Raw genomic sequence first — 23,236 nt, forward strand, 5'->3', positions numbered from 1 at the left:
AACTGAACTTTGCTGCGGCACGATGATTTAATTTAGGTCCATTTCGCGAATATGTAAGAGAGCAACCGCATCCGCCGCACAAAAAAATGCGGCAGTCGTCTAACTGCCGCAGCACATTTGATAATTCCGCGCGCCTTGGGGCGGTGCGAGTTTACAGATTCTCTAGGTCTTCGGGTAGCGCCCCTTTGAAACCGGTGGCGACCACGAATTTCTCGGAACTGTCGGACCGGCTGGCAGGTGGCTTGATGTTGGCGACCTTGGCAAACCGACGCTTGAGCAGCTGCTGCAAATCGCCCTCCGCCCCGCCGGCCAGCACTTTGGCGACAAAGGTGCCGCCGTCTTCCAGCACATCAAAGGCAAAGTAAGCCGCAGCCTCGCACAGGGCAATGATCCGGTTGTGGTCAGTCTGTTTGTGCCCCGAGCTTGAGGCCGCCATGTCCGACATCACCACATCGGCCTTGCCACCCAACCAGCCTTTGACGATCTCGTCTGCGTCGTCTTCCATGAAATCAAGTTGGTGCAATTCGCAGCCTGCAATCGGCTCCATCTCTTGTAGGTCGATCCCAAGAATCGTGCCGACGTTCTTGCCCTTCTTTTCGCCCAGAACATTGCAACGTTTCACCGCGACCTGACACCAGCCACCAGGGGCTGCCCCCAGGTCAACAATCCGCGCACCCGGCACCAGAAAGCGGTATTTGTCGTCCAGTTCCATGATCTTATAGGCGGCACGCCCGCGATACCCTTCGGCATTGGCGCGTTTAACGTAGGGGTCGTTTAATTGGCGCTGCAACCAGCGGGTCGAGCTCAGCTTGCGCCCGCGTGCTGACTTTACCTTGACCTTGAGGTCACGTTGACCGCGCCCCGATGTGTTCTTGCCTGTGGGGGTCTTCCCGCCCGCAGCACCGCCCGTTGGCGTCTTGCCTGTCGGAGTTTTCGCCATCAGCCTAATCCTTCTTCCAAAACGCCGTCCGCGCTCATCTGGGCATATAACAGCCCCTCGCGCAGACCCCGGTCTGCAACACTTAATCTATCTGTCGGCCAGCACCGCATCAACGCCTGCAAAATCGCGGCCCCTGACATGATCAACGCCTGACGGTCCAACCCGATACGCGGATCGGCGCGCCGGCCACCCGGCCCCATCGCAAGATAGGAATGGATCACCTTGTCGATCTGCGCCGAGGTCATCCGAAGCCCGTCCACTTTGGTCCGGTCGTAGCGCTTTAGACCCAAATGACTGGCAGCGACAGTGGTGACCGTCCCCGAGGTGCCAACAATCTGGAACCGATCCTGGGATTGAATGGATTGATAGGGGGTAAAGTCCGTCAGGTTCTCCTCGAAGAACCAGCTCATCAAGGCGAAACGCGCGGCGTCGTCTTCCACATCAGAGAATTGGTCGCGCAAAGTCGCCACACCCAACGGCACACTGATCCAATCGACCACACGCGCGGCAGGCACATCAGTTTTCGCCTGATGGAAGCCGCCATGCAGCCGCATGATGGACTGCGCACGGTCGGCTTTGGGCACCTTGGAGATGTCGATCCAGACCAATTCGGTCGAGCCGCCGCCAATGTCCACCACCAGCAGGTTGTGGGTTTTGCGGTTCACCAGTGGTGCGCAGGAAATTACCGCAAGCTGCGCTTCTTCCTCGGGCTTGATGATATCAAGTTTTAACCCCGTCTCGCGCTGGATACGCTGCATAAATTCGGCACCGTTGGCGGCACGACGACACGCCTCGGTCGCAACAAGCCGCATACGCCGCACCTTGTTACGGCGCAGCTTTTGCTGGCAGATGCGCAATGCCTGAATGGTACGCGTCATCGATCCGCGCGACAATCGCCCGGTTTTCTCAAGCCCTGCCCCAAGCTGGACAGACTTCGAGAAGCTATCGACGACATGGAAACCGCTGCCTTTTGGCTGTGCGATCAGCATGCGACAACTATTTGTGCCCAGATCAAGGGCCGCATAAAGTTCGGTCGATCTGGGCGGAACTGGCGCGGGGCTCAGAGCCGGCGGTACATCGAGCGCGCCCGCACCTTTGGGACGCTGTGGCGCCATGATTGCGCCTTTCATATTGAGTTACCCCCAAGGTAATGTTTCTGCGGGCAAGGAGCAAGCGGGAAACCTGAAAACAGGCACGCTCAAGCCTATCGTCAGCCTCACAACCATCTTGAGAATTATGACACCCCGCCCCCCTCGCCTGTGGCGCGGACGCGCTGTAATGTCGTCACGTCGCAGACGCCGTTTTGAATGTCGAAAAATGGCGTCGGGGACAGATCAACAGCCGCTAAGAAAAACAAGCACAGCAGAGGAATCAATCATGCCCGAAGTTACCATCGTCTATTGGCGTGATATTCCAGCACAGGTCATCGTTGGCAAAGGCCGGCGCGGATCAAAGCGCCCGCTGCCCGAACGGTTTGAACAGGCCATCGACCGCGCCGCGATGAAAATCGGCGCGGATGACAGCGATGCCTATCTTGCCGAATGGCGCAAGGCCGATCCCTATACGGTCGACGGCGATCCCGACGCCGTGGCCGATGCCGAAGTCGTACGTATTGATGCCGAATACGACCGCGACCGCATCAAGACATTGATTGCCAATGACGGCTGGGCCTGACCGCCTCTTGCCGGTGCAAAAGTTGATCCCCTCATGAAAGAAATGCTCATGTCCCTTTTGAACTTCCGGCGCAAGGAAGCCCCAGCGTTTGAATTGCCCACTCCCGAGGTCGCGGCCTTTTTGCAGGACTATTCGATCGAGGTGATGCCCCGCACAGCGGAAAAGGTCGAAGACTTCCGCGATCTGCTGCCCGAGGGGACACGGGTCTATATCGCGCATATCGATGGCACCCCGATCGAAGACATGGTCGCCACCGCAGCACGTCTGAACGCCGACGGCTACAAGGTCATGCCCCACTTTCCCGCGCGCATCATCAAGGATCGCGCGACGCTGGAAAACTGGATCGCCATGTATCAGGGCGAGGCTGACGTAAAGCAGGGCTTGCTGCTGGCCGGCGGCGTCACCACACCGCACGGGGATTTCAGCGATTCCATGCAGCTGATGGACACGGGCCTGTTTGACAAACACGGGTTTGAGCGTCTGCACATCGCAGGCCACCCCGAAGGCAACCGTGACATCGACACCGACGGCACCCGCCTGCGGGTCGACGATGCCCTGCGCTGGAAACAGGGGTTCTCCGAACGGACCGACGCGAAAATGGCCATCGCCACGCAGTTTGCGTTCGAGGCACAGCCAATCATCGAATGGGCCGAGAGCCTGAAACATGCGGGCATCGACCTGCCGATCCACATCGGCATTGCAGGCCCCGCCAAGCTGCAAACCCTGATCAAATTCGCCATCGCCTGCGGGGTCGGCCCGTCACTGAAGGTGCTGCAAAAGCGCGCGATGGACGTTACCAAACTGCTGTGGCCCTACGAGCCGACAGATGTGATCACCGAACTGGCCGCCCACAAAGCCGCCAACCCAGATTTCAACATTACCCATGTGCATTTCTTCCCGCTGGGTGGGATCAAAACGAATGCAAACTGGGCCATCGAGAATGGCGGACCTGCTGCGCAACCAGCCAATTCCGTCTAAGGAAAGACTGAACACCATGACCAGAACCGTCGTCGAATCCAAAACCAAAACAGCAATCATCGGCTTTGACGAGCCCTTCTGCGTGATCGGGGAACGTATCAACCCCACCGGCCGCAAGATCCTCGCCGAAGAGCTGGAGCGTGGCGATTTCAGCCGCGTCGAGGCCGACGCCATCGCACAGGCCGCAGCAGGGGCAAATATCCTGGACGTGAACTCCGGTGCCGTGTTCTCGAATAAAATGGCCGAAGATCCGCGCTACGCCGACAACAACTTTGTCGAACCGATGCTGATGCCTGAGCTCATCCGCGTCGTGCAAAACGCTGTTGATATTCCGATCTGTATCGACAGCTCTGTTCCTGGCGCGTTGGAAGCGGGTCTTGAGGCCTGCGAAGGCCGCCCGCTGCTGAATTCGGTCACAGGCGAAGAAGAGCGGCTGGAACTGGTGCTGCCTTTGGTCAAGAAATACAACGTGCCGGTGGTGGCGATCTCTAATGATGACACTGGCATCTCCGAAGATCCCGATGTGCGGTTTGAAGTTGCCAAGAAGATCGTTGAACGCGCCGCAGATTTCGGCATTCCAGCCCACGACATTGTGGTTGATCCACTGGTGATGCCGATTGGGGCGATGGCGACGGCAGGGCATCAGGTTTTTACCCTCGTGCGTCGTCTGCGCGAGGAACTGGGTGTGAACACCACCTGCGGCGCGTCAAACATCAGCTTTGGTCTGCCCAACCGCCACGGCATCAACAACGCCTTTCTGCCCATGGCGATGGGGGCTGGCATGACCTCGGCGATCATGAACCCGATCACGCTGGCGGTGAACCCGACAAAAATTGCCGAGAAGAAAGCCGAACTGGTCGCGGCGGGCATCATTCTGCCGGACGAGATCGACGACGAGACATTTGTGACGCTGCTTGGCATGGGATCGACCAAACCCACCCCCGGCAAAGAGATGGAAGCGATCCGTGCTGCTAACTTCTTGTTCGACCGTGACCCCCACGGCACCGAATGGATCAAGTTCAACAAGGTCGCGCCCAAGGCCGGCCAAGAGGGTCGCGGACGCGCGGGCCGCAAGGGGGGCCGTCGCCGGTAATGGGGATTCTCCCTACCGCCAAGAACAAAAACCTCGCAAACTCTGGTTTGCGGGGTTTTCTTTTGGGGCGAAAGGCTTTTTTCCGGCAATCAGAGGTTGACCGCATACCTCAAGCACGCATGATCTAGGCGCAAAGCCGAAAGGGCTTTGTATTATCCTAGACACTGGTAACGACCACCTCACATGGCGCATTCCGGCAGTCCAAGTTCGGTCAAAAAATGAACACAACTGTGTGGCTACTATGAAATGGCAAGACGCGACCCGTAGGTGGAACCATGATGACATGCTTTGAGGGAATTACCACGCAGCCCGTTTTTTGGGCGGCTGGCAGTGTCGGCCTTATTGCGGCGATCGTCATGATTTCTATGCTTTGGGTCCAGCGCTTTCGTGGCAAGCTTTACTACGCGCTCACCTTCTTTGCGATGATCTATACGCTGCTTATCGTTGGCGCAGAAGCCTCAGCGGTGGCCTTTGATTGTCAGTACAAGTTAGGCGTTGCCGCGTGGCTCGGGAACGCGCTGGTGCCGGTGGCGTGGTGTTTCTTTGTCTACGCTTACGTCCATCAATCCAGCTGGCTTGGCAAAAAACGGGTTGTTGCAGCACTTGTGCTCGCGCCTGTGCTGTCCTTTGCTTTTGCTGCGACAAATACACATCACGGGCTGGTCTACGATCACGCGACCACGATCCCACCAGGCGCGCGCCAGATCGACTACATCCACGGGCCCGGGTTCTACGCCATTATGGCCGTGCTCTATGCCTTTGTTGGTGCCACCTACTATGGTCTTTACAAGGGGTTCAGGCGGTCGCGCCGGTCAGCGTGGCCGCTGCTCACGATGCTTGCCGTCGTAACGATGACCCCGCTTGCAGCAAATGCAGCCTATATCTTTCTTGGCTTCACCATTTTCGGACTGGACCCGACATCGTTTATGTTCAGCGTCGGTATCTTTGCCTTCACGTTTATGCTGCTCACAAACAAAACGTTGGATATGGCGTCGGTCGGGCAATCTGTCTTGTTCAACACCATGAGCGAAGCTGTCGTCCTTGTGGATAATAACAAAAACGTCGTCTTGATGAACACAGCTGCAAAGAAACGCGGCTTCTGCAAGGTCCCTAAGGACGAAGCCGCCGCCCTTCTCGCCACTATCGATACCCGTAGCCTAAGGACCACCGAGGCATCCGTGACCATCGACGAACGCGTCTATGATCCTCGGGTCCAAGAGATCGAAAGCCCGTTGGACCCAGACGGCACCATTTTGGGCTGGAGCGTCACGTTGGTCGACATTACCGACCGCATCGCCATCACCCGCGCCCTCGAAAATGCGTTGCTACGTGCGGATGAGGCCAATCGTGCCAAGGACGAATTCATCTCGGCTGTCAGCCATGAGCTACGTACGCCGCTGACGTCGCTCAAGGGGGGCTTGGCGCTCGCCCTCAGTGGCCGCCTGGGTGATATGGACGACCGCGTACGATCTCCGCTTGAAATCGCACAGCGCAACGGTGTGCGCCTGTCTCGGCTGGTCGACAACATTCTCTTGTCCCAGAAAATCGATGGGGACGCCCTTAGCCTTGATCAGCAGCCGGTCGATCTGGGGGCCCTTTTAAAAGACAGCCTCGAGGAAAACCAAATGTTCGCTGCCGAACAGCGGATCAAGCTCGTCCGGCCCAAGGGTGATCAATCCGCGATTATCACCGGTGACGCCTTCGCACTTCGGCAGATCATCGACAACCTTGTCTCGAACGCGATCAAATTCTCTGATCCCGACAGCATCGTCGAAGGCGCGCTGTCGGTCTCTGACGGCCACGTGCGCCTGTCGATCAAAGACAATGGGCGTGGTATTCCTGATGGGATGGAAGATCAGGTCTTTGGCCGGTTCGCGCAGGTCAAAAACGGCGGCCAATTCGCGACGCAGGGCTCCGGTCTGGGGCTGCACATCTCGCAGCAGCTTGCCCGGCAGATGTCGGGTAAGATCTTTTACGAAAGCGAAGTCGGCCAAGGCTCGGTATTTCACATGGACTACGCCACTATCGCGGCACACCAAGTGAAGGTTATCCACGCAGCAGATCCCGATGCGACGGACGCATCTGCCCTTCAGCACCGTGGCGACCTGCCGGAAAACGCACAGGTATAACGCCCGAAACGAGTTCGTAAGTATATCAGGAATAAAGGAGATGGTGGTCCCAGCTGGATTCGAACCAGCGACCTCTCGCTTCGGAGGCGAGCACTCTATCCAGCTGAGCTATGGGACCATATGGGGGCGGTATAGCCAGACTGCCCGCCCCCTGCAATTACAAAATCAGTTCATTTTCACGCAAAGAGATCATGCGCCAATTCAAGCGCTTCAATCAGCGTATCGATCTCAGCATTGGTGTTGTACATTCCGAAAGAGGCGCGGCAGGTGGCGGTCTGCCCCAGATGCTGCATGAGCGGCCCACAACAATGCTGCCCCGCCCGTACGGCAACGCCCTTTTTGTCCAAGATGGTAGAGATATCATGCGCATGCGCCGCACCGTCCAGCGTAAAGCTGAAGATCGCGGCCTTATCCGGCGTGGTGCCTTGAACCTGCAACCAGTTCAATCCTGCCAGACGGGTCACTGCATAGTCACGCAAGGATGCTTCATGGGCCGCAATATTCTCCATTCCGACGTTCATCATATATTCTAATCCGACACCCATGCCGATGGTCTGCACGATGCCGGGGGTGCCCGCCTCGAACCTCATCGGCGTGTCGTTGTAGATAATGCCGTCTTTGGTGACTTCGCGGATCATATCGCCGCCGCCCAGAAACGGGCGCATCTCGGCCATGCGGTCGGGGTGGATATAGATCGCGCCGGACCCTGATGGACCATAGAGCTTGTGACCGGTGATCGCATAGAAATCGCAGCCGATATCCTGCACGTCCACGGGCATGTGCACCGCCGCCTGCGACCCGTCAACCAAGACGGGCACACCTTTGGCATGGGCCCCTGCGGTGATCGCCTTGACGTCCACCACCGTGCCCAGAACATTCGACACCTGCGTCACGGCAATGAGCTTGGTCTTGGGGGTGATGGCGTCGATCACGGCTTGGGGATCAAGCGCACCGGTCGCATCCACATCTACCCATTTGATCACCACGCCTTGGCGTTCGCGCAGAAAATGCCACGGCACGATATTGGCGTGATGCTCCATCACCGACAGGATAATCTCGTCCCCCGCCTGCAGGTTCGGCATGGCCCAACCGTAAGCGACCAGATTGATCCCTTCTGTCGTGCCGGAGTTGAAGACGACGTGATCCTCGTTCCCGACGTTTAAGAACCGCGCAACGGTTCCGCGCACGGATTCGTACTGGTCGGTCGCCAGATTAGAAAGATAGTGCAAGCCGCGGTGAACATTGGAATATTCATGGCTGTACGAGCGGCTGATCGCATCAATCACGACCTGCGGCTTCTGCGCCGATGCACCATTGTCGAGATAGACCAGCGGCTTGCCGTTCACTTCACGGGACAGGATCGGAAAATCGCGGCGGATGGCGTTTACATCATACATCAAGAAGCACTCCTTGGGCAGCAATGCCCACGATAGAAAGAAGCAGGCTCATCCCCAAAACGACAGCCGCCATAGCAATCAGCAACACGCCAATCGCCTTGCCCAAACCAGTGAAGTCGAATGCCGCGGCAATGAAGTTCACCAATATCCAAAGACCGATGATCCCGGTCCCCAGTGATGCCAGTACCGACACACCAGGAGAGATGTACATAAGCAGAAAAATTGCCACTTGCGCAATAATGCGCAAGACCTGCAAGAACACGACCAATGCCAGTATATCGCCAAGGTTCCCGTCACCACCAAGCGCGCGGCCTGTCCAGAACAGCCCGTGCGTGGTGATCACCAAGACCCCTGTCAGCAGTACGAACATCGCCAAGGGACTGGTAAAGAACGCGGGCATGCCTGGAGTCGGCTGCAGCACAAGGCTGACCGAGAAAATCAGCGTGTTCACCGCCGCCGCCAGCGCAAGCGCGGTCCACAATACATTGCGATCAAGGCGCCAGCCAATAATCTGCTGTGCCGCCGCGCGAGGGTTGCGCAGGCTTAGAATGACCAACTCGGACAGAACCGATCGTATGTCAGGGGCGTTCATGGGCGTGTCCGATATGCGACCAGCAAGCCGCTGATCCAGAACCATAAAAATACGCAAAGCCAGATCAATCCGACAATGCGCAGCTCGATCCCTTCGCCGACGAACCCTGCTGTAAGTCCGTGCAGCAACACAAGGGGGCTGGACGCCAGCAAGGCCCAGAAAAGCGCAAGACGGGTGCTATACCCGCTCGGGCGACCGCGCATCACCTTGAGGATGATTTGCGTGCCGGCCGCGAGCATATAGAAAATCAACGGCGCGATGAACAGCCATGCCATCAGGGTCGCCCCCAGCAACATGTCCAGCTCGGTGCCGTTGACATGGGCTTCGCGGGCCAGACGCGGGGTCTGGGCCACGAAAAAGATCAGACACGCGACCATCAGATAGATCAGGTTGCGATCCTCCCGCGGGCCCTGCCCCAACAACCGCCGCACAACGGCGGCGGGGTTGCGGTAGCTGGCCACGATATCGCGTGTCGCCGCCATCAGGCTGCGTGCCGCTCAAGCCACTCGGCAAGCCGTGCGGTGATCTCTTCGCGCAGAGTTTCGTCCTCGATCTCTTCGACAGCCTCGGCCAAAAACGACAAGGTCAGAAGATCGGTCGCGACGTTATGCGGTACACCACGCGAGCGCAGATAAAACAGCGCGTCCTCGTCGATTGCCCCCGAAGTGGAGCCGTGAGAACAGGCCACATCATCGGCGTAGATTTCAAGCTCGGGCTTGGCGAGGAACTGACTATCTTCATCCAGCAGCAACGACTGGCTGATCTGATAGCCATCGGTCTTTTGCGCGTCTTTCTTGACCAAAATCTTGCCTTGGAACACGCCGGTTGCCCCGTTACGCAGAACCTTTTTGAAGACCTGACGGCTTTCGCAGTTCACCGCATCATGGGTGATGAACACCGTGTCGTCGTGGTGGAAATCACCCCCGTCGCCCACACAGGCCCCCGCCACATGGGCAGCAGCATCATCACCCGTCAGTTCGATCACGCAATCGTTGCGCGTCATCACGCCATTGGCGGTCAGCGTAAAGGATTTGAACGCGGATTCAGTCCCCAGACGGGTAAAGATATGCGTTGCTGCGCGTTGTTCATGGTCACGCCCTTGGGCGCGCACATGGTGGAACGCAGCGTTGTCGCCGACCTCGACTTCGAGCACACCGTTAAAGCGCGCAGCCACAGGGCCGTTCTCCAGCAGCGTGAATTCAGCACCGGCATCCAGCTTAATGACGTTGTGCAGCATGACATCAGCGGTCTCGGAGGTCCGGCGATAAACGATGTTCACCGGCTTGGAGACTTTGTCTGTCACATGGATCAACACGCCATCCGCGGCAAACGCCGTGTTCAGCGCTGCCAAGGGGCGCGCCACAGGCGTCTGACCGTTCTTTTCCAGCGTCCCATAAAGATCACGCGCCCAATGCAGGTCAGCGTTCGCTTGGGCCAGCCGTTCGATGGTGATGCCCTCAAGCGTCAGATCGTCCGACGCATCTGCATCGAACACACCGTCAACGAACACCAGCTTGAGCCGGTCGATCTGATCAAACAGAGCCACGTCTTCCGACGCGCGCACCGCGGCAGAGACAGCCTGCGGCTGGGTCAGCGTATCAGGGCGGGTGTATTTCCAGTATTCGTCACGACGCTCCGGCAGACCTGCCTGTTGCAGCCGCGATAGTGCGTCTTTGCGTGCCGCATCGGACCAGCCCCCTTGGGGCAGATCCAACGTGGCGATCAACGCCTCGGTCGGGGTTTGTTGTGTCGCTGCTTCGGCCATTACGCCACCTCGGACAGGATGTCGGCATACCCGTTGTTTTCAACTTCAAGCGCCAGCTCGGGACCACCAGTTTTGATGATCCGACCGTCAGCCATAATGTGCACAACGTCGGGTTTGATGTGGTCCAGCAGACGCTGGTAGTGGGTGATCACGAGGAAGCCGCGCCCTTCGGTGCGCAGCGCGTTCACGCCGTCGGCAACCAGTTTCATCGCGTCGACGTCCAAACCGGAGTCTGTTTCGTCCAAGATGCACATCTTTGGCTCGAGCATCGCCATTTGCAGGATTTCATTCCGCTTTTTCTCGCCACCGGAGAAGCCCATGTTGACGGGACGTTTCAGCATCTCTGCATCGATCTTCAGCTCTTTGGCACGGGCGCGCACAACCTTGAGGAACTCTGCCGCTGACATTTCTTCTTCGCCACGGGCCTTGCGCTGTGCGTTCACAGCCGTCCGCAGGAAAGTCATGTTGCCGACGCCGGGGATTTCAACGGGATACTGGAACGCAAGGAACAGGCCTGCGGCGGCACGCTCTTCTGGCTCGAGGTCCAGCAGGTCAATGTCACCCAGATGCGCGGAGCCTTCTGTGACCTCGTAGCCGCCTTTGCCGGACAGCACATAGGACAGCGTGGATTTACCGGAACCGTTCGGCCCCATGATCGCGTGAACCTTACCGGCTTCGACTTCCAGATCGACACCCTTCAGGATTTGCTTATCTTCTTCTTCCAGTTTGACCTTCAGGCCTTTGATGCTCAGCATGGGAGGTTCCTTTTCTTGCGCTTTGGCGCTGCAATGACAGTGAATTGAGTGAATGAAAACCCCGCCAAGGGGCCGTCATCGGTGTAAGATTTCATGCCGCTCTCCCTGCCTGTAAGGCTTTGGGAAAACGCGCATAAAGGGCGGTTCGGCAGGCATCTATGCCCGCCTGATAGGAAAGCGGTGACAGCGGATCGGGTAGAACCGCTGTGGGGATATCTTCGATCTGCATCGGGGCCTGCATCGGCCGACCGACGGAAGCTGCATAGTCGAGGTACTTCAACCGTGACTGCCCCGCCGGGGCCAACCAACTGTTGGGCACGCCATAGGCATCGGCCACAATCAACCCGTGCAGGGATGATGCAAATACATGATCGCATGTTGCAATCGCGTCGCAGACCGCCTGCGCATCGCCGCGTGGATCGATCAGTTGATATCGTGTATCGCTGGCGACAAGCGTTTGAAGCATGGGATCATCAATCAGCGAGTGGTGCGGCACGATACCGATCCTGCCGTTCGGTGCCCGTTTGTGCGGCCAAACGGCATTGATCAACAATCCCGGATCGCCAAACTCGGACAACTCCAAGCCCAGCAACGCGGCGGTAATCGGTCCGCGTACCAGCGCTATATCCACATGGTCGGTAAACCCTGTGCCCTGCACCGGATGCAACAATCCTGCCCCCCAGATCACCGGCCGATGATCCTGCGCCTCGCTAAAGTTGCGCTTTACCACCTGCAACAGCGATCCGATCGCCCAGACATCGGCCTTGCGCACACCAGCATGCTCCACAGGCCGGCCCGAGACATGGGCCAGCACCACAGGGCTGATGGCGTCCCCGAAATTCGGGACCGCCTTCCACCAGTGCAGGCGCAAGGGAATGGTGTCAGCCGATAGTTGCATCAGCTTGCTGCGTCCTCGTACACGGCAATGATCATGTGTCATCCCCCTTGCGCAGCACCAAAAGCGCTACACGGATCGCGGCATAGATCATCGCAAAGATCAGCATCTGAAAGAACGTGTCCTCAAACGCGGCGAGCGTCAGCCCGCCGCCCCGAACCAGAGCCATCAGCACCCAGAAAACCAAGGCGGCGATGGTCACATCCCATGTCAGTTTGCGCATCATCGCGATTACCCCACGGACCCTTCAAGAGAGATCGCAACCAGCGCCTGCGCTTCCATTGCGAACTCCATCGGCAGTGCCTGAAGCACGTCTTTGCAGAAACCGTTGACGACCAAGGCCACCGCCTCTTCCTCGTCCATCCCGCGCGAACGGCAATAGAACAGCTGATCGTCATCCACCTTGGATGTGGTTGCCTCGTGCTCTACGCGGCTGCTGTTATTCTTGACCTCGATATACGGCACCGTGTGGGCACCGCACTGGTCGCCGATCAGCAAGCTGTCACATTGCGTATAGTTGCGCGATTCCTTGGCTTTGGGGTGCATGGTGACCAACCCGCGATACGTGTTCTGCGCCTTGCCCGCCGAAATCCCCTTGGACACGATGCGCGACTTGGTGCGCTTGCCCAGGTGGATCATCTTGGTGCCGGTATCGGCCTGCTGCATATTGTTGGCGATCGCGATGGAATAGAACTCGCCTTGGCTGTCATCGCCGCGCAGGATGCACGACGGGTATTTCCACGTCACAGCCGAACCGGTTTCAACCTGCGTCCACATCACCTTGGCACGGTCACCACGGCAATCGGCACGCTTGGTCACAAAGTTATAGATCCCGCCCTTGCCGTTCTCGTCACCGGGATACCAGTTCTGAACGGTCGAATATTTCACCTCGGCGTCTTCTTCGATGATGATCTCAACCACCGCGGCGTGCAGCTGGCTTTCGTCCCGCTGCGGCGCGGTACAGCCTTCAAGGTAGGAGACATAGGACCCCTTGTCGGCAATGATCAACGTGCGCTCGAACTGGCCAGTGTTTTCCGCATTGATACGGAAATAGGTCGACAGTTCCATCGGGCAGCGCACGCCCGGTGGCACGTAAACAAACGACCCGTCAGAGAAAACGGCCGAGTTCAACGTCGCATAAAAGTTATCATTCACCGGCACGACCGAGCCAAGGTATTTCTTGACCAGTTCCGGGTGCTCGCGGATCGCCTCAGAGATGGAGCAGAAAATTACGCCCGCTTTCTTCAGCTCGTCCTGAAAGGTGGTCCCGACGGAAACGGAATCGAACACGGCGTCCACAGCAACCTTGCGAGGTTCGTCGCCCATGTTTTCTGCACCCTCGACGCCCGCCAGAATGGCTTGCTCTTTCAAGGGGATACCCAGCTTCTTGTAGGTCTCGAGCAGCTTAGGATCTACGTCGTCCAGGGACTTGGGCTTGACCGCCATGGATTTGGGACGCGCATAGTAATACTGGTTCTGAAAGTCGATTTCAGGATAGTCCACCATCGCCCAGTTCGGCTCTTTCTTGGTCAACCAGCGCTCATAGGCCGCCAGACGCCATTCCAGCATCCACTCGGGCTCTTCATTCTTTTCCGAAATCAGTTTGACGATATCGGGGTTCAGACCCAGCGGGGCATAGTCCATCTCGATATCTGTGGACCACCCATATTTATAGGCACCGCCGACTTCGCGCACGGCATCCACGGTGTCCTGATCAACGCCCTCTTTAACGCCGGTGTTCGGGTCATCCTTGACCAAAGTGCTATCCATGCTTTTCATCCTTCAACTGGCGGTGCGCATCAAGCGGCCCGCGCCTCGTGTTTCTTCAATTTCGCGGTCCAGGCGTCTGCAAAACGCAAGACCTGTTCTTCTGTGGTGTCCGGCCCAAGCGATACGCGCACGGCACAGGATGCCTCAGCGTCGTCAAAGCCCATGGCCGTCAACACCCGACTTGTCGCCACCTTGCCGCTAGAGCACGCAGACCCCGCGCTGATCGCAAAGCCTGCAAGGTCCATCTGCATCACCTGCGTCTCACCGCGCCACCCGGGCGTGATAAAGCAAGAGGTGTTCGGCAAACGCGCCACGTCTTTCCCAACGAAAATAGTCTTCTTTGACGCAGCCTCAAGAGCCTTCTCTAGAACATTTCTAAGGTCTGCAACCCGTTCCCAGACGCCATCCGCCAAATCCTGCGCCGCGGCAGCGCAAGCGGCACCAAATCCGGCGATGCCTATGACATTCTCTGTCCCCGCACGACGTCCCAATTCTTGCCCGCCTCCGCGCAACATCGGCTGCATCAATCCGGGCGTATATTCGGGCCCCGCGATCAGCGCGCCGATGCCCTTGGGACCGCCCAGCTTATGGGCCGAGACAGCCAATGACGTATGGCGCCCGACATCCGAGCGCCAGCGCCCCAGATCCGACAACTTACCGGCCGCTTGCACCGCGTCACGGAACACGCTTGCAGGCGACGCGCCCAAACGCGACAGCTCGGTCAACAGGCTTTCCGGCTGCAACACCCCTGTCTCGCTATTGGCACGTTGCAAAAACAGCGTTTTGCCCGCCAAGGCTCCATCCGGTAGCGCGTTCAAATCCACGTGACCATTGTGACCCACAGGCAATTGCTCGGCCTCAGGGCACCAGATGCGCACCGCTTCATGCTCCACGGCTGCGCCGGCGACATTGCCCGCGTCCTGCACCACCCCCGCGATCGCTTCGGTGGCACCGCTGGTAAAGATCACTTCCGACACATCGCAGCCGACCAAAGCCGCCACCTGCCCGCGTGCCTTTTCAACCATCATCTTGGCCGCACGCCCTTCGGCATGGACGCTCGACGGGTTGCCCGCCACATCCATCGCCGCCAACATCGCCGCGCGCGCCTCTGCCCTCAGCGGGGTGGTCGCGTTATGATCCAGATAGGTTCTCATATCAGCTTCCAAATGGTCCCAAATCCCAGGGAGCGTGAGGAACAGCGTCCCTCATTCCGTGTCGGCCTCGTCCACGATGGCAAAGAGGTTCGGCACCGCCGGACAGGGGGCAAGCTCATTGGCCACGACATCGGACAGCCGCGTCTGGTGCAAGAAAACATAGACCTGCGCACTGAGCCCTTCCCACAAACGATTGGTCAAGGATTGCGCACGACTGCCCGATGACCCGCCAGAGGCACCTGCCCCCACATGCATCGCGTCGACCTTTTCGTCGACCGCCGCCAGAATGTCGACGACGCGGATATTCGCCGCTGGTCGCGCCAAACGATAGCCGCCGCCGGGGCCACGCACCGATGCCACCAGCTCGGCCCGGCGCAGTTTTACGAAAAGCTGTTCTAGATACGGCAGGGAAATGGACTGACGCGCCGCGATATCGCCCAGATTGACCAGGCGGTCTGCAGGCTGCAACGCTATATCAGCCAGTGCGACCATGGCATACCGCCCCTTGGTAGACAGCTTCATCGCAGAGTTCCCTTTCCCATAGGCGCCTGTTTGATTGACGAGGACGCATGAAATGCCTAAACGCAATGTCTGACCCACCTTAAAGCTGGGATCACACAAGTTAGAACCGTTCTAAACTGCCTTAGCGAATTCGTCAACTATTCCGCTGCACTTAGAACCCCAAGCAGGGACGCTCATGCCCGAGGTTATTTTTCCCGGACCCGAAGGCCGCCTCGAAGGCCGCTACCATCCACAAAAAGAACGCGACGCGCCAATCGCTATTCTGCTTCACCCACACCCACAATTCGGCGGGACGATGAACCATAAGGTCGTGTATAATATGCACTATGCCTTCTACAATATGGGTTTCACCGTTTTGCGCTTCAACTTCCGCGGCGTGGGCCGAAGCCAAGGCGAATACGATCAAGGCGTCGGTGAACTCTCTGATGCAGCGTCAGCGCTGGATTACCTGCAGTCGATGAACAACAACTCCAAGCACTGCTGGGTTGCGGGTTTCTCGTTCGGCGCATGGATCGGCATGCAATTGCTGATGCGCCGTCCCGAAATCACGGGTTTCATCTCTGTCGCACCGCCTGCGAACATGTATGACTTCAGCTTCCTCGCACCCTGCCCGGCTTCCGGTCTGGTGATCAATGGGACGGCTGACCGCGTAGCACCGCCAGCTGATACCGTGAACCTCGTGAACAAACTGCACGAGCAAAAGGGCATCACCATCACCCACCAAGAAGTCGAGGGTGCCGGCCACTTCTTTGAAGAGCCGCATATGGATACGCTCATTACGTCGACCACCGACTATGTGAAGCGTCGCCTCACGGAAACGACCCGTTAATGGCGGATCAGACAGTCGTCGATCTGGCCAATCAACTGGCCGAAGAATGTCTGGCAGTACAACGCGAAACCGGACAGGAGCGGCTTTTTATGGAAGTCGCTGCTGTTCTGGGCGCGTGGTCGCAGACCATGGAAGAAGCCTTTGTCACAGCGATCCGTACGCGGCTTTCTGCCGCACAGGGGCGTGACTTTATCGCCAAGGCGCTCGCCGCGCACCGCGCAAAAGAAAGCTGACGTATGACCACCAGACTAGAGCAACAGATTGCCTTCCTTAACGAAGCAGACAAGCTCAAGTCGGTCACACGCGGCACGCTTTTATGCGATGCCTCGCGGGCGGAAAATTCGGCTGAACACAGTTGGCACCTGACGCTTTATGCACTGGTGCTAGCGGATCAGGCGGGCGAAGGCGTCGACATCACCCGCGTCATCAAAATGTTGATCCTGCATGACCTCGTCGAGATTGACGCAGGCGACAACCCGATCTTTGGCAGCTACGATGCGGCCGATATGGAGGCCCAGGAACAGCTTGCCGCTGACCGAATATTTGGCCTTCTTCCCAACGATTTACGCGACGATCTTCGCGCCACATGGGAAGAGTTTGAAGCGAACAAATCCCCCACGGCCCGCTTTGCAAAGTCGCTCGACAGGTTCCAGCCGCCCATGCAGAACCTTGCCGCGGGCGGGGGCAGTTGGGTCGAATACAACGTCACCGAAGCGCAGTTCGTGGAAAAGGTGGGCAGCAAGATCAAGACCGGCGCGCCGGGCTTGTGGGAATTCGCACGCGCCCGCGTCTCTGCCTGGTTCGCGGCCCGCGGCTAGCACCCTCTGCCATTAGGTACCCGACCTCTTTCCTTTGCATCACAACCCTGCTGCAGCGCTTTGATATTTGGCAGACACCACATCCCTTTTTCAGTATACCATTGCATACCGACTAGGCATTGGTGCTTGAATAGTCTATGAGGAGAACAGTTTCACCTCAAAGGACCGCAGACGATGACCAAGATCAAAGTGGAAAACCCGATCGTTGAGCTCGACGGTGATGAAATGACCCGCATCATGTGGGATTTCATCAAGAAAAAGCTGATCCTGCCCTATCTCGACGTGGATCTGAAATACTACGATCTAGGGATGGAGGTCCGCGACGAGACCAACGACCAGATCACCATAGACGCGGCCCACGCGATCAAGGAACACGGCGTTGGCGTCAAATGCGCGACCATCACCCCTGACGAGGCTCGGGTCGAGGAGTTCGGCCTGAAAGAGATGTGGCGCTCTCCTAACGGGACGATCCGTAACATTCTGGGCGGCGTGATCTTCCGCCAGCCGATCATCTGCAAGAACGTCCCCCGCCTTGTGCCCGGCTGGACCAAGCCGATTGTCGTGGGCCGTCATGCCTATGGCGACCAGTATAAAGCGACCGATTTTAAATTTCCCGGCAAGGGCAAGCTAACGTTGAAATTCGTCGGCGAGGACGGGACAGAGATCGAGCGCGAGCTTTTCGACGCCCCCGACGCCGGTGTCGTGATGGGGATGTACAACCTTGATAAATCCATCATCGATTTCGCCCGCGCCTCGCTGAACTACGGTTTGAACCTTGGCTGGCCGGTCTACCTGAGCACCAAGAACACGATCCTCAAGCAGTATGACGGCCGTTTCCTTGAGCTGTTCCAGCACATCTACGAGACCGAGTTCGAAGATAAATTCAAAGCCGCGGGCATTACCTATGAACACCGTCTGATTGACGACATGGTCGCCTGCGCGATGAAGTGGAACGGCGGCTATGTCTGGGCCTGCAAGAACTACGACGGCGACGTGCAGTCGGACACCGTCGCGCAGGGGTTCGGCTCGCTCGGGTTGATGACATCCGTGCTGATGACCCCCGATGGCCAGACCGTAGAGGCAGAAGCCGCCCACGGCACTGTCACCCGCCATTACCGCCAACATCAGAAGGGCGAGGAAACCTCGACCAATTCCATTGCGTCTATCTATGCGTGGACGGGCGGGATCAAGCATCGCGGTAAACTGGATGATAACGCCGAACTGATCCGCTTTGCCGAAACCTTGGAAAAGACGGTCGTGGATACGGTGGAATCAGGTTCTATGACCAAAGACCTGGCCCTGCTGGTCGGCCCCGACCAAGGCTGGCTAACCACAATGGGATTCCTCGAAAAAGTCGACGAGAACCTGAACAAGGCGCTGAGCGCGCAATAAGCCAACCGCTTAAGACAAGGGCCATCCTGAACGGGTGGCCCTTTTTCTGTGCAGCGGACCCTGCGTGACGCGATGTAACGGGGGAAATTATTATTCTGCACTGCAGCACCCCTAGACAGGTCAACATAGCTGCCCTATCTGCACGATATGACATATGCTGATCCCCTCCACCATAGCTCGCTTGATGATGTCCAAGGCCTAAGCCTCGGGGTATTTTTGTGCGGTATCGGAATCTTCGTTTTGACCTCTGCCGGACTAATTACCGGTCAGACGGCGGGCTTGGCGGTGATCATCGCCTACCTCACGGGGTATTCCTTCGGCGTGGTGTTCTTTTTGATCAACCTGCCGTTCTACTTCATCGCCTACAAACGCCTCGGGGCGGAATTTACGATCAAATCGCTGATCTCGGTCACCATGCTGTCCGTTGTCACCGAATTTCTGCCCTACGGGTTTGCGATCCAGTCGCTGAGCCCGGCCCTCGCAGCGATGATATTTGGTGCCTTGGTCGGGTTGGGGCTGCTGGCGATGTTCCGACATAATGGGTCGCTTGGAGGTTTGGGCGTGATCGCGCTGTTGGTTCAAGACACCACGGGGTTCAAGGCGGGATGGGTACAACTGATCACGGACGCACTGATCTTTTCCGTCGCCTTGTTCCTGTTTCCAGCCTCTGTCGTGGGCTATTCGCTGCTTGGCGCACTGGTGCTGAACCTGATCATAACCTTCAACCACCGCCGCGACCGCTACATCGCCACCTGACCCGCCGGCTCTTGACACCGGCCCGCGCCCGTCTCAGGACTGGGTCGGAAACCAGCATTGGGGGCACGGTGATATGCATTATTTCTGGCTGATGATCGCCATCGTGACCGAAACCCTGGGCACCAGCGCGCTGCAAGCCTCGCAACAATTTACGCGTTTATGGCCGTCTGTCGCGGTCGTCGTGTGCTATGCGGTCTCCTTTTACCTGATGGGGCTGACGCTCAAGGTGATGCCGGTGGGCATTGTCTATGCGATCTGGTCGGGGCTGGGTATCGTGTGTATCGCGGGCATCGGCTATATCGTGTTCGGTCAAAAGCTCGACCTTGCGGCCGTTTTGGGCCTGTCGATGATCATCAGCGGCGTGCTGGTCATTCATCTATTTTCCAACAGCTCCACCCATTAAGCGACCCCGCTCGGGAACCCGGCACCGCATTCAGGCGTTAGCGTATGACGCAACCACCGAAAGTGCCTCATGCTCGATTCTTTAAGCTCCGTTTGGGGCACCCTGCCCGACCCTTTGCGCAACCAGCTTGAAGGGTACGCCGTCGGGTTCTGGAGCGTGCTGCCGCAACTTATTTTGTCGATTGTTTTCCTTTGTTTTCTCTGGGTCGTCGTTCGCATTGTGCAGGCTATCGTGCCGGGCGTGCTGCGCCGCGCCCGTATGCGTCGGTCGCTTGTCGATGTCATCATGATGCTGATTATCGTGGGGATGTGGCTGTTTGGCGTGTTAATCGCCGTCACCATCGCCTTTCCCACCATCACCCCCGGCAAGGCGCTGACTGCATTGGGTGTGGGCGGTGTGGCCATCGGCTTTGCCTTTAAGGATGTGTTCGAGAACTTCCTAGCAGGGATATTACTGCTGATCCGCGAACCTTTTTCTGTCGAGGATTACATTGAATGCGAGGGGTTTGAAGGTCAGGTCGAAGAAATCACGATCCGCGATACCCATGTGCGCCAGACCGACGGGCAGCTTGTCGTCGCCCCAAACGCAATGTTCTTTAAAAATCCCGTCACCATCCGCACTGCCCGCGATGTGCGTCGAACCACCGTGATCTGCGGCGTGGCTTACGGCGAAGACGTAGATGCTGCGCGCGAGGTGATTGCCCAAGCGGTGCGCGGCGTGGATGCGGTGCGCGATGATGTGCGCGACGTTGAAATCTTTGCGCAGGAATTCGCCGACAGTTCAATCAACTTCGAGGTCACTTGGTGGACAGGTTCGCGCCCCATCGACATCCGCAGCAGCCGCGACAAAGTCGTTGCTGCCGTAAAAAGGGCGCTGGATGATGCGGGAATCGAGATACCCTTCCCCTATCGCACCCTGACCTTTAACGAACCGCTACCCGTTCGGGACTACCGCGACCACAAAGACAGCACAGAAGACACAAGCACCGACGGCTGACATCCTTTAGGGCTAGCTTTCTGTGGCGTATCGCGTTAAGCGCTGCCCAAATGCTGCGGTGCGAGAGCGTGCGCGGCCCCCTCCCGTATCAAAGGCATACCCCAATGGACATGCGAAATATCGCAATCATCGCTCACGTTGACCACGGCAAAACGACGCTGGTCGACGAGCTTCTGAAACAATCCGGCACCTATCGTGAAAACCAGGCGACGACCGAGCGCGCGATGGACAGCAACGATCTGGAGCGCGAACGCGGCATCACGATCTTCGCGAAACCGACGTCGGTTGTCTGGAACAACACACGTATCAACATCGTCGACACCCCAGGCCACGCCGACTTTGGTGGCGAAGTTGAACGCATCCTGTCGATGGTAGACGGTGTTGTCCTGCTCGTGGACGCCGCAGAAGGCCCGATGCCACAAACGAAATTCGTGACCTCCAAGGCGCTGAAACTGGGCCTGCGCCCTATCGTTGTGCTGAACAAAGTCGACAAGGCAGACGCCGAGCCTGACCGCGCGTTGGACGAATGCTTTGATCTGTTCGCCAGCCTTGATGCCACAGATGAACAGCTCGAATTCCCACACATGTACGCCTCGGGTCGTTCCGGCTGGGCCGATATGGAGCTGGATGGACCGCGCAAAGATCTTAACGCTTTGTTCAAACTGGTGCTCGAGCATGTTCCCGCGCCAAAGCAAATCGAAAATACTGACAAGCCGTTCACCATGCTTGCCACCACCCTTGGCGGTGACCCGTTTCTGGGCCGTTTGCTGACCGGGCGTGTTGAAACCGGCACGTTGAAAGCGGGACAGAGCATCAAAGCCATGTCGCGCGACGGTACGCTGATCGAAAACTTCCGGTGCACCAAGATCCTCGCCTTCCGCGGGCTTGAGCAAACTGCCATAGAACTGGCTGAAGCGGGCGACATCGTATCCATCGCCGGTATGTCCAAGGCGACAGTGGCCGATACGCTGGCCGAAACCTCTGTTTCCGAAGCGATCCCGGCCCAGCCGATCGATCCGCCCACCATCACCGTGACCTTCGGCATCAACGACAGCCCGTTGGCCGGTCGTGATGGCAAGAAAGTTCAGTCGCGCGTGATCCGCGAGCGCCTGATGAAGGAAGCCGAATCCAACGTTGCGATCAAGATCTCCGACACTCCCGGCGGCGACGCCTTTGAGGTTGCCGGTCGTGGCGAATTGCAAATGGGCGTTCTGATCGAGAACATGCGCCGCGAAGGGTTCGAGCTTTCGATCTCCCGCCCGCAGGTTCTGTTCCAAGATATCGATGGCGTCCGCCACGAGCCTATCGAGGAAGCCACTATCGATGTGGATGATGAATATTCCGGCGCGGTCATCGAAAAGATCACCGGTGTGCGCAAGGGTGAACTGGTAGAGATGAAGCCTGCCGGTGCCGGTAAAACCCGCATCGTGGCCCATGTGCCTTCGCGCGGCCTAATCGGGTACCACGGCGAATTCTTGACCGACACGCGCGGTACAGGCGTTATTAACCGCGTCTTCCATTCCTGGGCGCCGCACAAAGGCACGATTCCTGGCCGTCGCGCTGGCGTTCTAATCTCGATGGAAAACGGGACCTCGGTTGCGTTCGCCCTGTGGAACCTCGAAGAACGCGGCAAGATGATGATCGGCGCGCAGGCTGACGTCTACACCGGCATGATCATCGGCGAACACAGCCGTGAAAACGATCTTGAAGTGAACCCGTTGAAAGGCAAGAAGCTGACCAACGTGCGTGCGTCGGGCACCGATGAAGCCGTTCGTCTAACCACACCCGTCACGCTGAGCCTCGAAGAGGCCATTGCGTATATCGATGACGACGAATTGGTTGAAGTGACACCAAACGCAATCCGGCTGCGCAAGCGTTATCTGGACCCGCATGAGCGGAAGCGGATGGCGAAATCAGCCTAAGCTGAGCGATTTCTGGACTGGGGCTTTGCCCCAGACCCCAGGATTTAATACCATTTGGAAAGCGGGGCTGTTTCGGCCCTGCTTTTTTTATGTCTAGCGATGTTGGGGGGAGATTTGGTGTGGTCGGCGGCCCGGTTTGGCCCGCCGACAGAGGTTCAACCTAGGCTTTAGCCGTCGATTTCGACGACCATCAGTTCGCGTTCTGAGGCGTCCTTGGCATGGTTCAGCGCCTCTTGGTAGGCGTCGGAGTTATAGCACTCTACCGCATCTTCGACTGACGCAAAACGGGCCACGACGTTGCGCGGGCGTTCTTTGCCTTCAAGCTGGACGAACCGGCCCCCACGGGCCAAAAAGCTGCCGCCATGCGCCGCGATAGCGGGGCCAGCGAGCTTGGCATATTTACCATAGGCGTCTTCGTCGGTGACGGTGACATGAGCGATCCAGAGAGCAGGCATG

Annotated in this window: 25 protein-coding genes and 1 tRNA gene; 12 read left to right on the forward strand and 14 right to left on the reverse strand. The window is 58.0% G+C overall.

The genetic code is table 11. The annotated features are described in order from the left end of the window. Nucleotides 1–151: 151 nt before the first annotated feature. Nucleotides 152–940 carry an RlmE family RNA methyltransferase gene (locus tag BLQ98_RS13690; protein WP_093733871.1) on the reverse strand — a complete coding sequence of 263 codons (789 nt, stop codon included), beginning with the start codon at nt 938–940 and terminating at the stop codon, nt 152–154. Next, nucleotides 940–2,055 carry a Ppx/GppA phosphatase family protein gene (locus BLQ98_RS13695; protein ID WP_093733872.1) on the reverse strand — a complete coding sequence of 372 codons (1,116 nt, stop codon included), beginning with the start codon at nt 2,053–2,055 and terminating at the stop codon, nt 940–942. The genes BLQ98_RS13690 and BLQ98_RS13695 overlap by 1 nt, the downstream gene beginning before the upstream one ends. A gap of 262 nt (nt 2,056–2,317) precedes the next feature. Here BLQ98_RS13695 and BLQ98_RS13700 point away from each other — a divergent pair, with 262 nt between their 5' ends. The 4 genes from BLQ98_RS13700 to BLQ98_RS13715 all read left to right on the forward strand — a co-directional run bounded on the left by BLQ98_RS13700 (nt 2,318) and on the right by BLQ98_RS13715 (nt 6,814). Next, nucleotides 2,318–2,614: a virulence factor gene (locus BLQ98_RS13700; protein ID WP_093733873.1), complete on the forward strand. Its 297-nt coding sequence runs from the start codon at nt 2,318–2,320 to the stop codon at nt 2,612–2,614. A 48-nt stretch (nt 2,615–2,662) separates the two neighbouring features. After that, entirely contained in the window at nt 2,663–3,592 is a 930-nt protein-coding gene (locus tag BLQ98_RS13705; protein ID WP_093733901.1) for a methylenetetrahydrofolate reductase, read from the forward strand. 16 nt (nt 3,593–3,608) lie between these two features. Beyond that, nucleotides 3,609–4,685: a dihydropteroate synthase gene (locus tag BLQ98_RS13710; RefSeq protein ID WP_093733874.1), complete on the forward strand. Its 1,077-nt coding sequence runs from the start codon at nt 3,609–3,611 to the stop codon at nt 4,683–4,685. Nucleotides 4,686–4,960: 275 nt separating this feature from the next. Next, nucleotides 4,961–6,814 (forward strand): sensor histidine kinase, encoded by a 1,854-nt coding sequence (locus tag BLQ98_RS13715; protein WP_244148436.1) that lies wholly within the window; start codon nt 4,961–4,963, stop codon nt 6,812–6,814. 41 nt (nt 6,815–6,855) lie between these two features. Here BLQ98_RS13715 and BLQ98_RS13720 read toward each other — a convergent pair. The 11 genes from BLQ98_RS13720 to iscR all read right to left on the reverse strand — a co-directional run bounded on the left by BLQ98_RS13720 (nt 6,856) and on the right by iscR (nt 15,664). Further along, nucleotides 6,856–6,932 (reverse strand) — tRNA-Arg (locus BLQ98_RS13720). Between the two features lie 58 nt (nt 6,933–6,990). Beyond that, nucleotides 6,991–8,211, reverse strand: coding sequence for a cysteine desulfurase (locus tag BLQ98_RS13725; RefSeq protein ID WP_093733875.1), 1,221 nt, complete (start codon nt 8,209–8,211; stop codon nt 6,991–6,993). Further along, the gene (locus BLQ98_RS13730; RefSeq protein WP_093733876.1) at nt 8,204–8,803 is read right to left on the reverse strand and encodes a Yip1 family protein; all 600 of its coding nucleotides are present in this window, start codon (nt 8,801–8,803) and stop codon (nt 8,204–8,206) included. Before BLQ98_RS13730 ends, BLQ98_RS13725 begins: the two co-directional genes overlap by 8 nt. After that, nucleotides 8,800–9,285 (reverse strand): YIP1 family protein, encoded by a 486-nt coding sequence (locus BLQ98_RS13735; RefSeq protein ID WP_093733877.1) that lies wholly within the window; start codon nt 9,283–9,285, stop codon nt 8,800–8,802. Before BLQ98_RS13735 ends, BLQ98_RS13730 begins: the two co-directional genes overlap by 4 nt. Then, nucleotides 9,285–10,568, reverse strand: a complete 1,284-nt coding sequence (gene sufD, locus BLQ98_RS13740) for a Fe-S cluster assembly protein SufD (protein ID WP_093733878.1) — start codon at nt 10,566–10,568, stop codon at nt 9,285–9,287. Before sufD ends, BLQ98_RS13735 begins: the two co-directional genes overlap by 1 nt. After that, on the reverse strand, nt 10,568–11,323 hold the full coding sequence (sufC, locus tag BLQ98_RS13745; RefSeq protein ID WP_093733879.1) for a Fe-S cluster assembly ATPase SufC: 756 nt from the start codon (nt 11,321–11,323) through the stop codon (nt 10,568–10,570). The genes sufD and sufC overlap by 1 nt, the downstream gene beginning before the upstream one ends. A gap of 91 nt (nt 11,324–11,414) precedes the next feature. Then, nucleotides 11,415–12,221: a polysaccharide pyruvyl transferase family protein gene (locus BLQ98_RS13750; RefSeq protein ID WP_093733880.1), complete on the reverse strand. Its 807-nt coding sequence runs from the start codon at nt 12,219–12,221 to the stop codon at nt 11,415–11,417. A 31-nt stretch (nt 12,222–12,252) separates the two neighbouring features. Continuing rightward, a complete protein-coding gene (locus BLQ98_RS13755) occupies nt 12,253–12,444 on the reverse strand; it encodes a hypothetical protein (RefSeq protein WP_093733881.1) in 192 nt (63 codons plus the stop codon). Between the two features lie 5 nt (nt 12,445–12,449). Further along, nucleotides 12,450–13,988 carry a Fe-S cluster assembly protein SufB gene (gene sufB / locus BLQ98_RS13760; protein WP_093733882.1) on the reverse strand — a complete coding sequence of 513 codons (1,539 nt, stop codon included), beginning with the start codon at nt 13,986–13,988 and terminating at the stop codon, nt 12,450–12,452. Between the two features lie 29 nt (nt 13,989–14,017). After that, complete coding sequence (locus BLQ98_RS13765) at nt 14,018–15,142, reverse strand: cysteine desulfurase family protein (protein ID WP_093733883.1); 1,125 nt, start codon at nt 15,140–15,142, stop codon at nt 14,018–14,020. A 51-nt stretch (nt 15,143–15,193) separates the two neighbouring features. Then, nucleotides 15,194–15,664: a Fe-S cluster assembly transcriptional regulator IscR gene (gene iscR, locus BLQ98_RS13770; protein ID WP_093733884.1), complete on the reverse strand. Its 471-nt coding sequence runs from the start codon at nt 15,662–15,664 to the stop codon at nt 15,194–15,196. A 175-nt stretch (nt 15,665–15,839) separates the two neighbouring features. Here iscR and BLQ98_RS13775 point away from each other — a divergent pair, with 175 nt between their 5' ends. From BLQ98_RS13775 to typA, 8 genes are all read left to right on the forward strand, one after another. Further along, a complete protein-coding gene (locus BLQ98_RS13775) occupies nt 15,840–16,493 on the forward strand; it encodes an alpha/beta hydrolase (protein WP_093733885.1) in 654 nt (217 codons plus the stop codon). Further along, the gene (locus tag BLQ98_RS13780) at nt 16,493–16,726 is read left to right on the forward strand and encodes a hypothetical protein (protein ID WP_093733886.1); all 234 of its coding nucleotides are present in this window, start codon (nt 16,493–16,495) and stop codon (nt 16,724–16,726) included. Before BLQ98_RS13775 ends, BLQ98_RS13780 begins: the two co-directional genes overlap by 1 nt. A gap of 3 nt (nt 16,727–16,729) precedes the next feature. Beyond that, nucleotides 16,730–17,311: an HD domain-containing protein gene (locus tag BLQ98_RS13785; protein WP_093733887.1), complete on the forward strand. Its 582-nt coding sequence runs from the start codon at nt 16,730–16,732 to the stop codon at nt 17,309–17,311. A 174-nt stretch (nt 17,312–17,485) separates the two neighbouring features. Next, complete coding sequence (locus BLQ98_RS13790) at nt 17,486–18,703, forward strand: NADP-dependent isocitrate dehydrogenase (RefSeq protein WP_093733888.1); 1,218 nt, start codon at nt 17,486–17,488, stop codon at nt 18,701–18,703. Between the two features lie 147 nt (nt 18,704–18,850). Further along, on the forward strand, nt 18,851–19,459 hold the full coding sequence (locus BLQ98_RS13795) for a YitT family protein (protein WP_093733889.1): 609 nt from the start codon (nt 18,851–18,853) through the stop codon (nt 19,457–19,459). Nucleotides 19,460–19,532: 73 nt separating this feature from the next. Continuing rightward, complete coding sequence (locus BLQ98_RS13800) at nt 19,533–19,862, forward strand: DMT family transporter (RefSeq protein ID WP_093733890.1); 330 nt, start codon at nt 19,533–19,535, stop codon at nt 19,860–19,862. Between the two features lie 114 nt (nt 19,863–19,976). Further along, nucleotides 19,977–20,858: a mechanosensitive ion channel family protein gene (locus tag BLQ98_RS13805; RefSeq protein ID WP_093733903.1), complete on the forward strand. Its 882-nt coding sequence runs from the start codon at nt 19,977–19,979 to the stop codon at nt 20,856–20,858. A 104-nt stretch (nt 20,859–20,962) separates the two neighbouring features. Further along, nucleotides 20,963–22,780, forward strand: a complete 1,818-nt coding sequence (gene typA / locus BLQ98_RS13810; protein ID WP_093733891.1) for a translational GTPase TypA — start codon at nt 20,963–20,965, stop codon at nt 22,778–22,780. 167 nt (nt 22,781–22,947) lie between these two features. Here the strand turns inward: typA and BLQ98_RS13815 are convergent, their stop codons facing one another. After that, complete coding sequence (locus BLQ98_RS13815; protein ID WP_093733892.1) at nt 22,948–23,235, reverse strand: DUF1330 domain-containing protein; 288 nt, start codon at nt 23,233–23,235, stop codon at nt 22,948–22,950. Nucleotide 23,236: the final 1 nt, after the last annotated feature.

Source organism: Sulfitobacter litoralis, assembly GCF_900103185.1.
Taxonomy (GTDB): Bacteria; Pseudomonadota; Alphaproteobacteria; order Rhodobacterales; family Rhodobacteraceae; genus Sulfitobacter; species Sulfitobacter litoralis.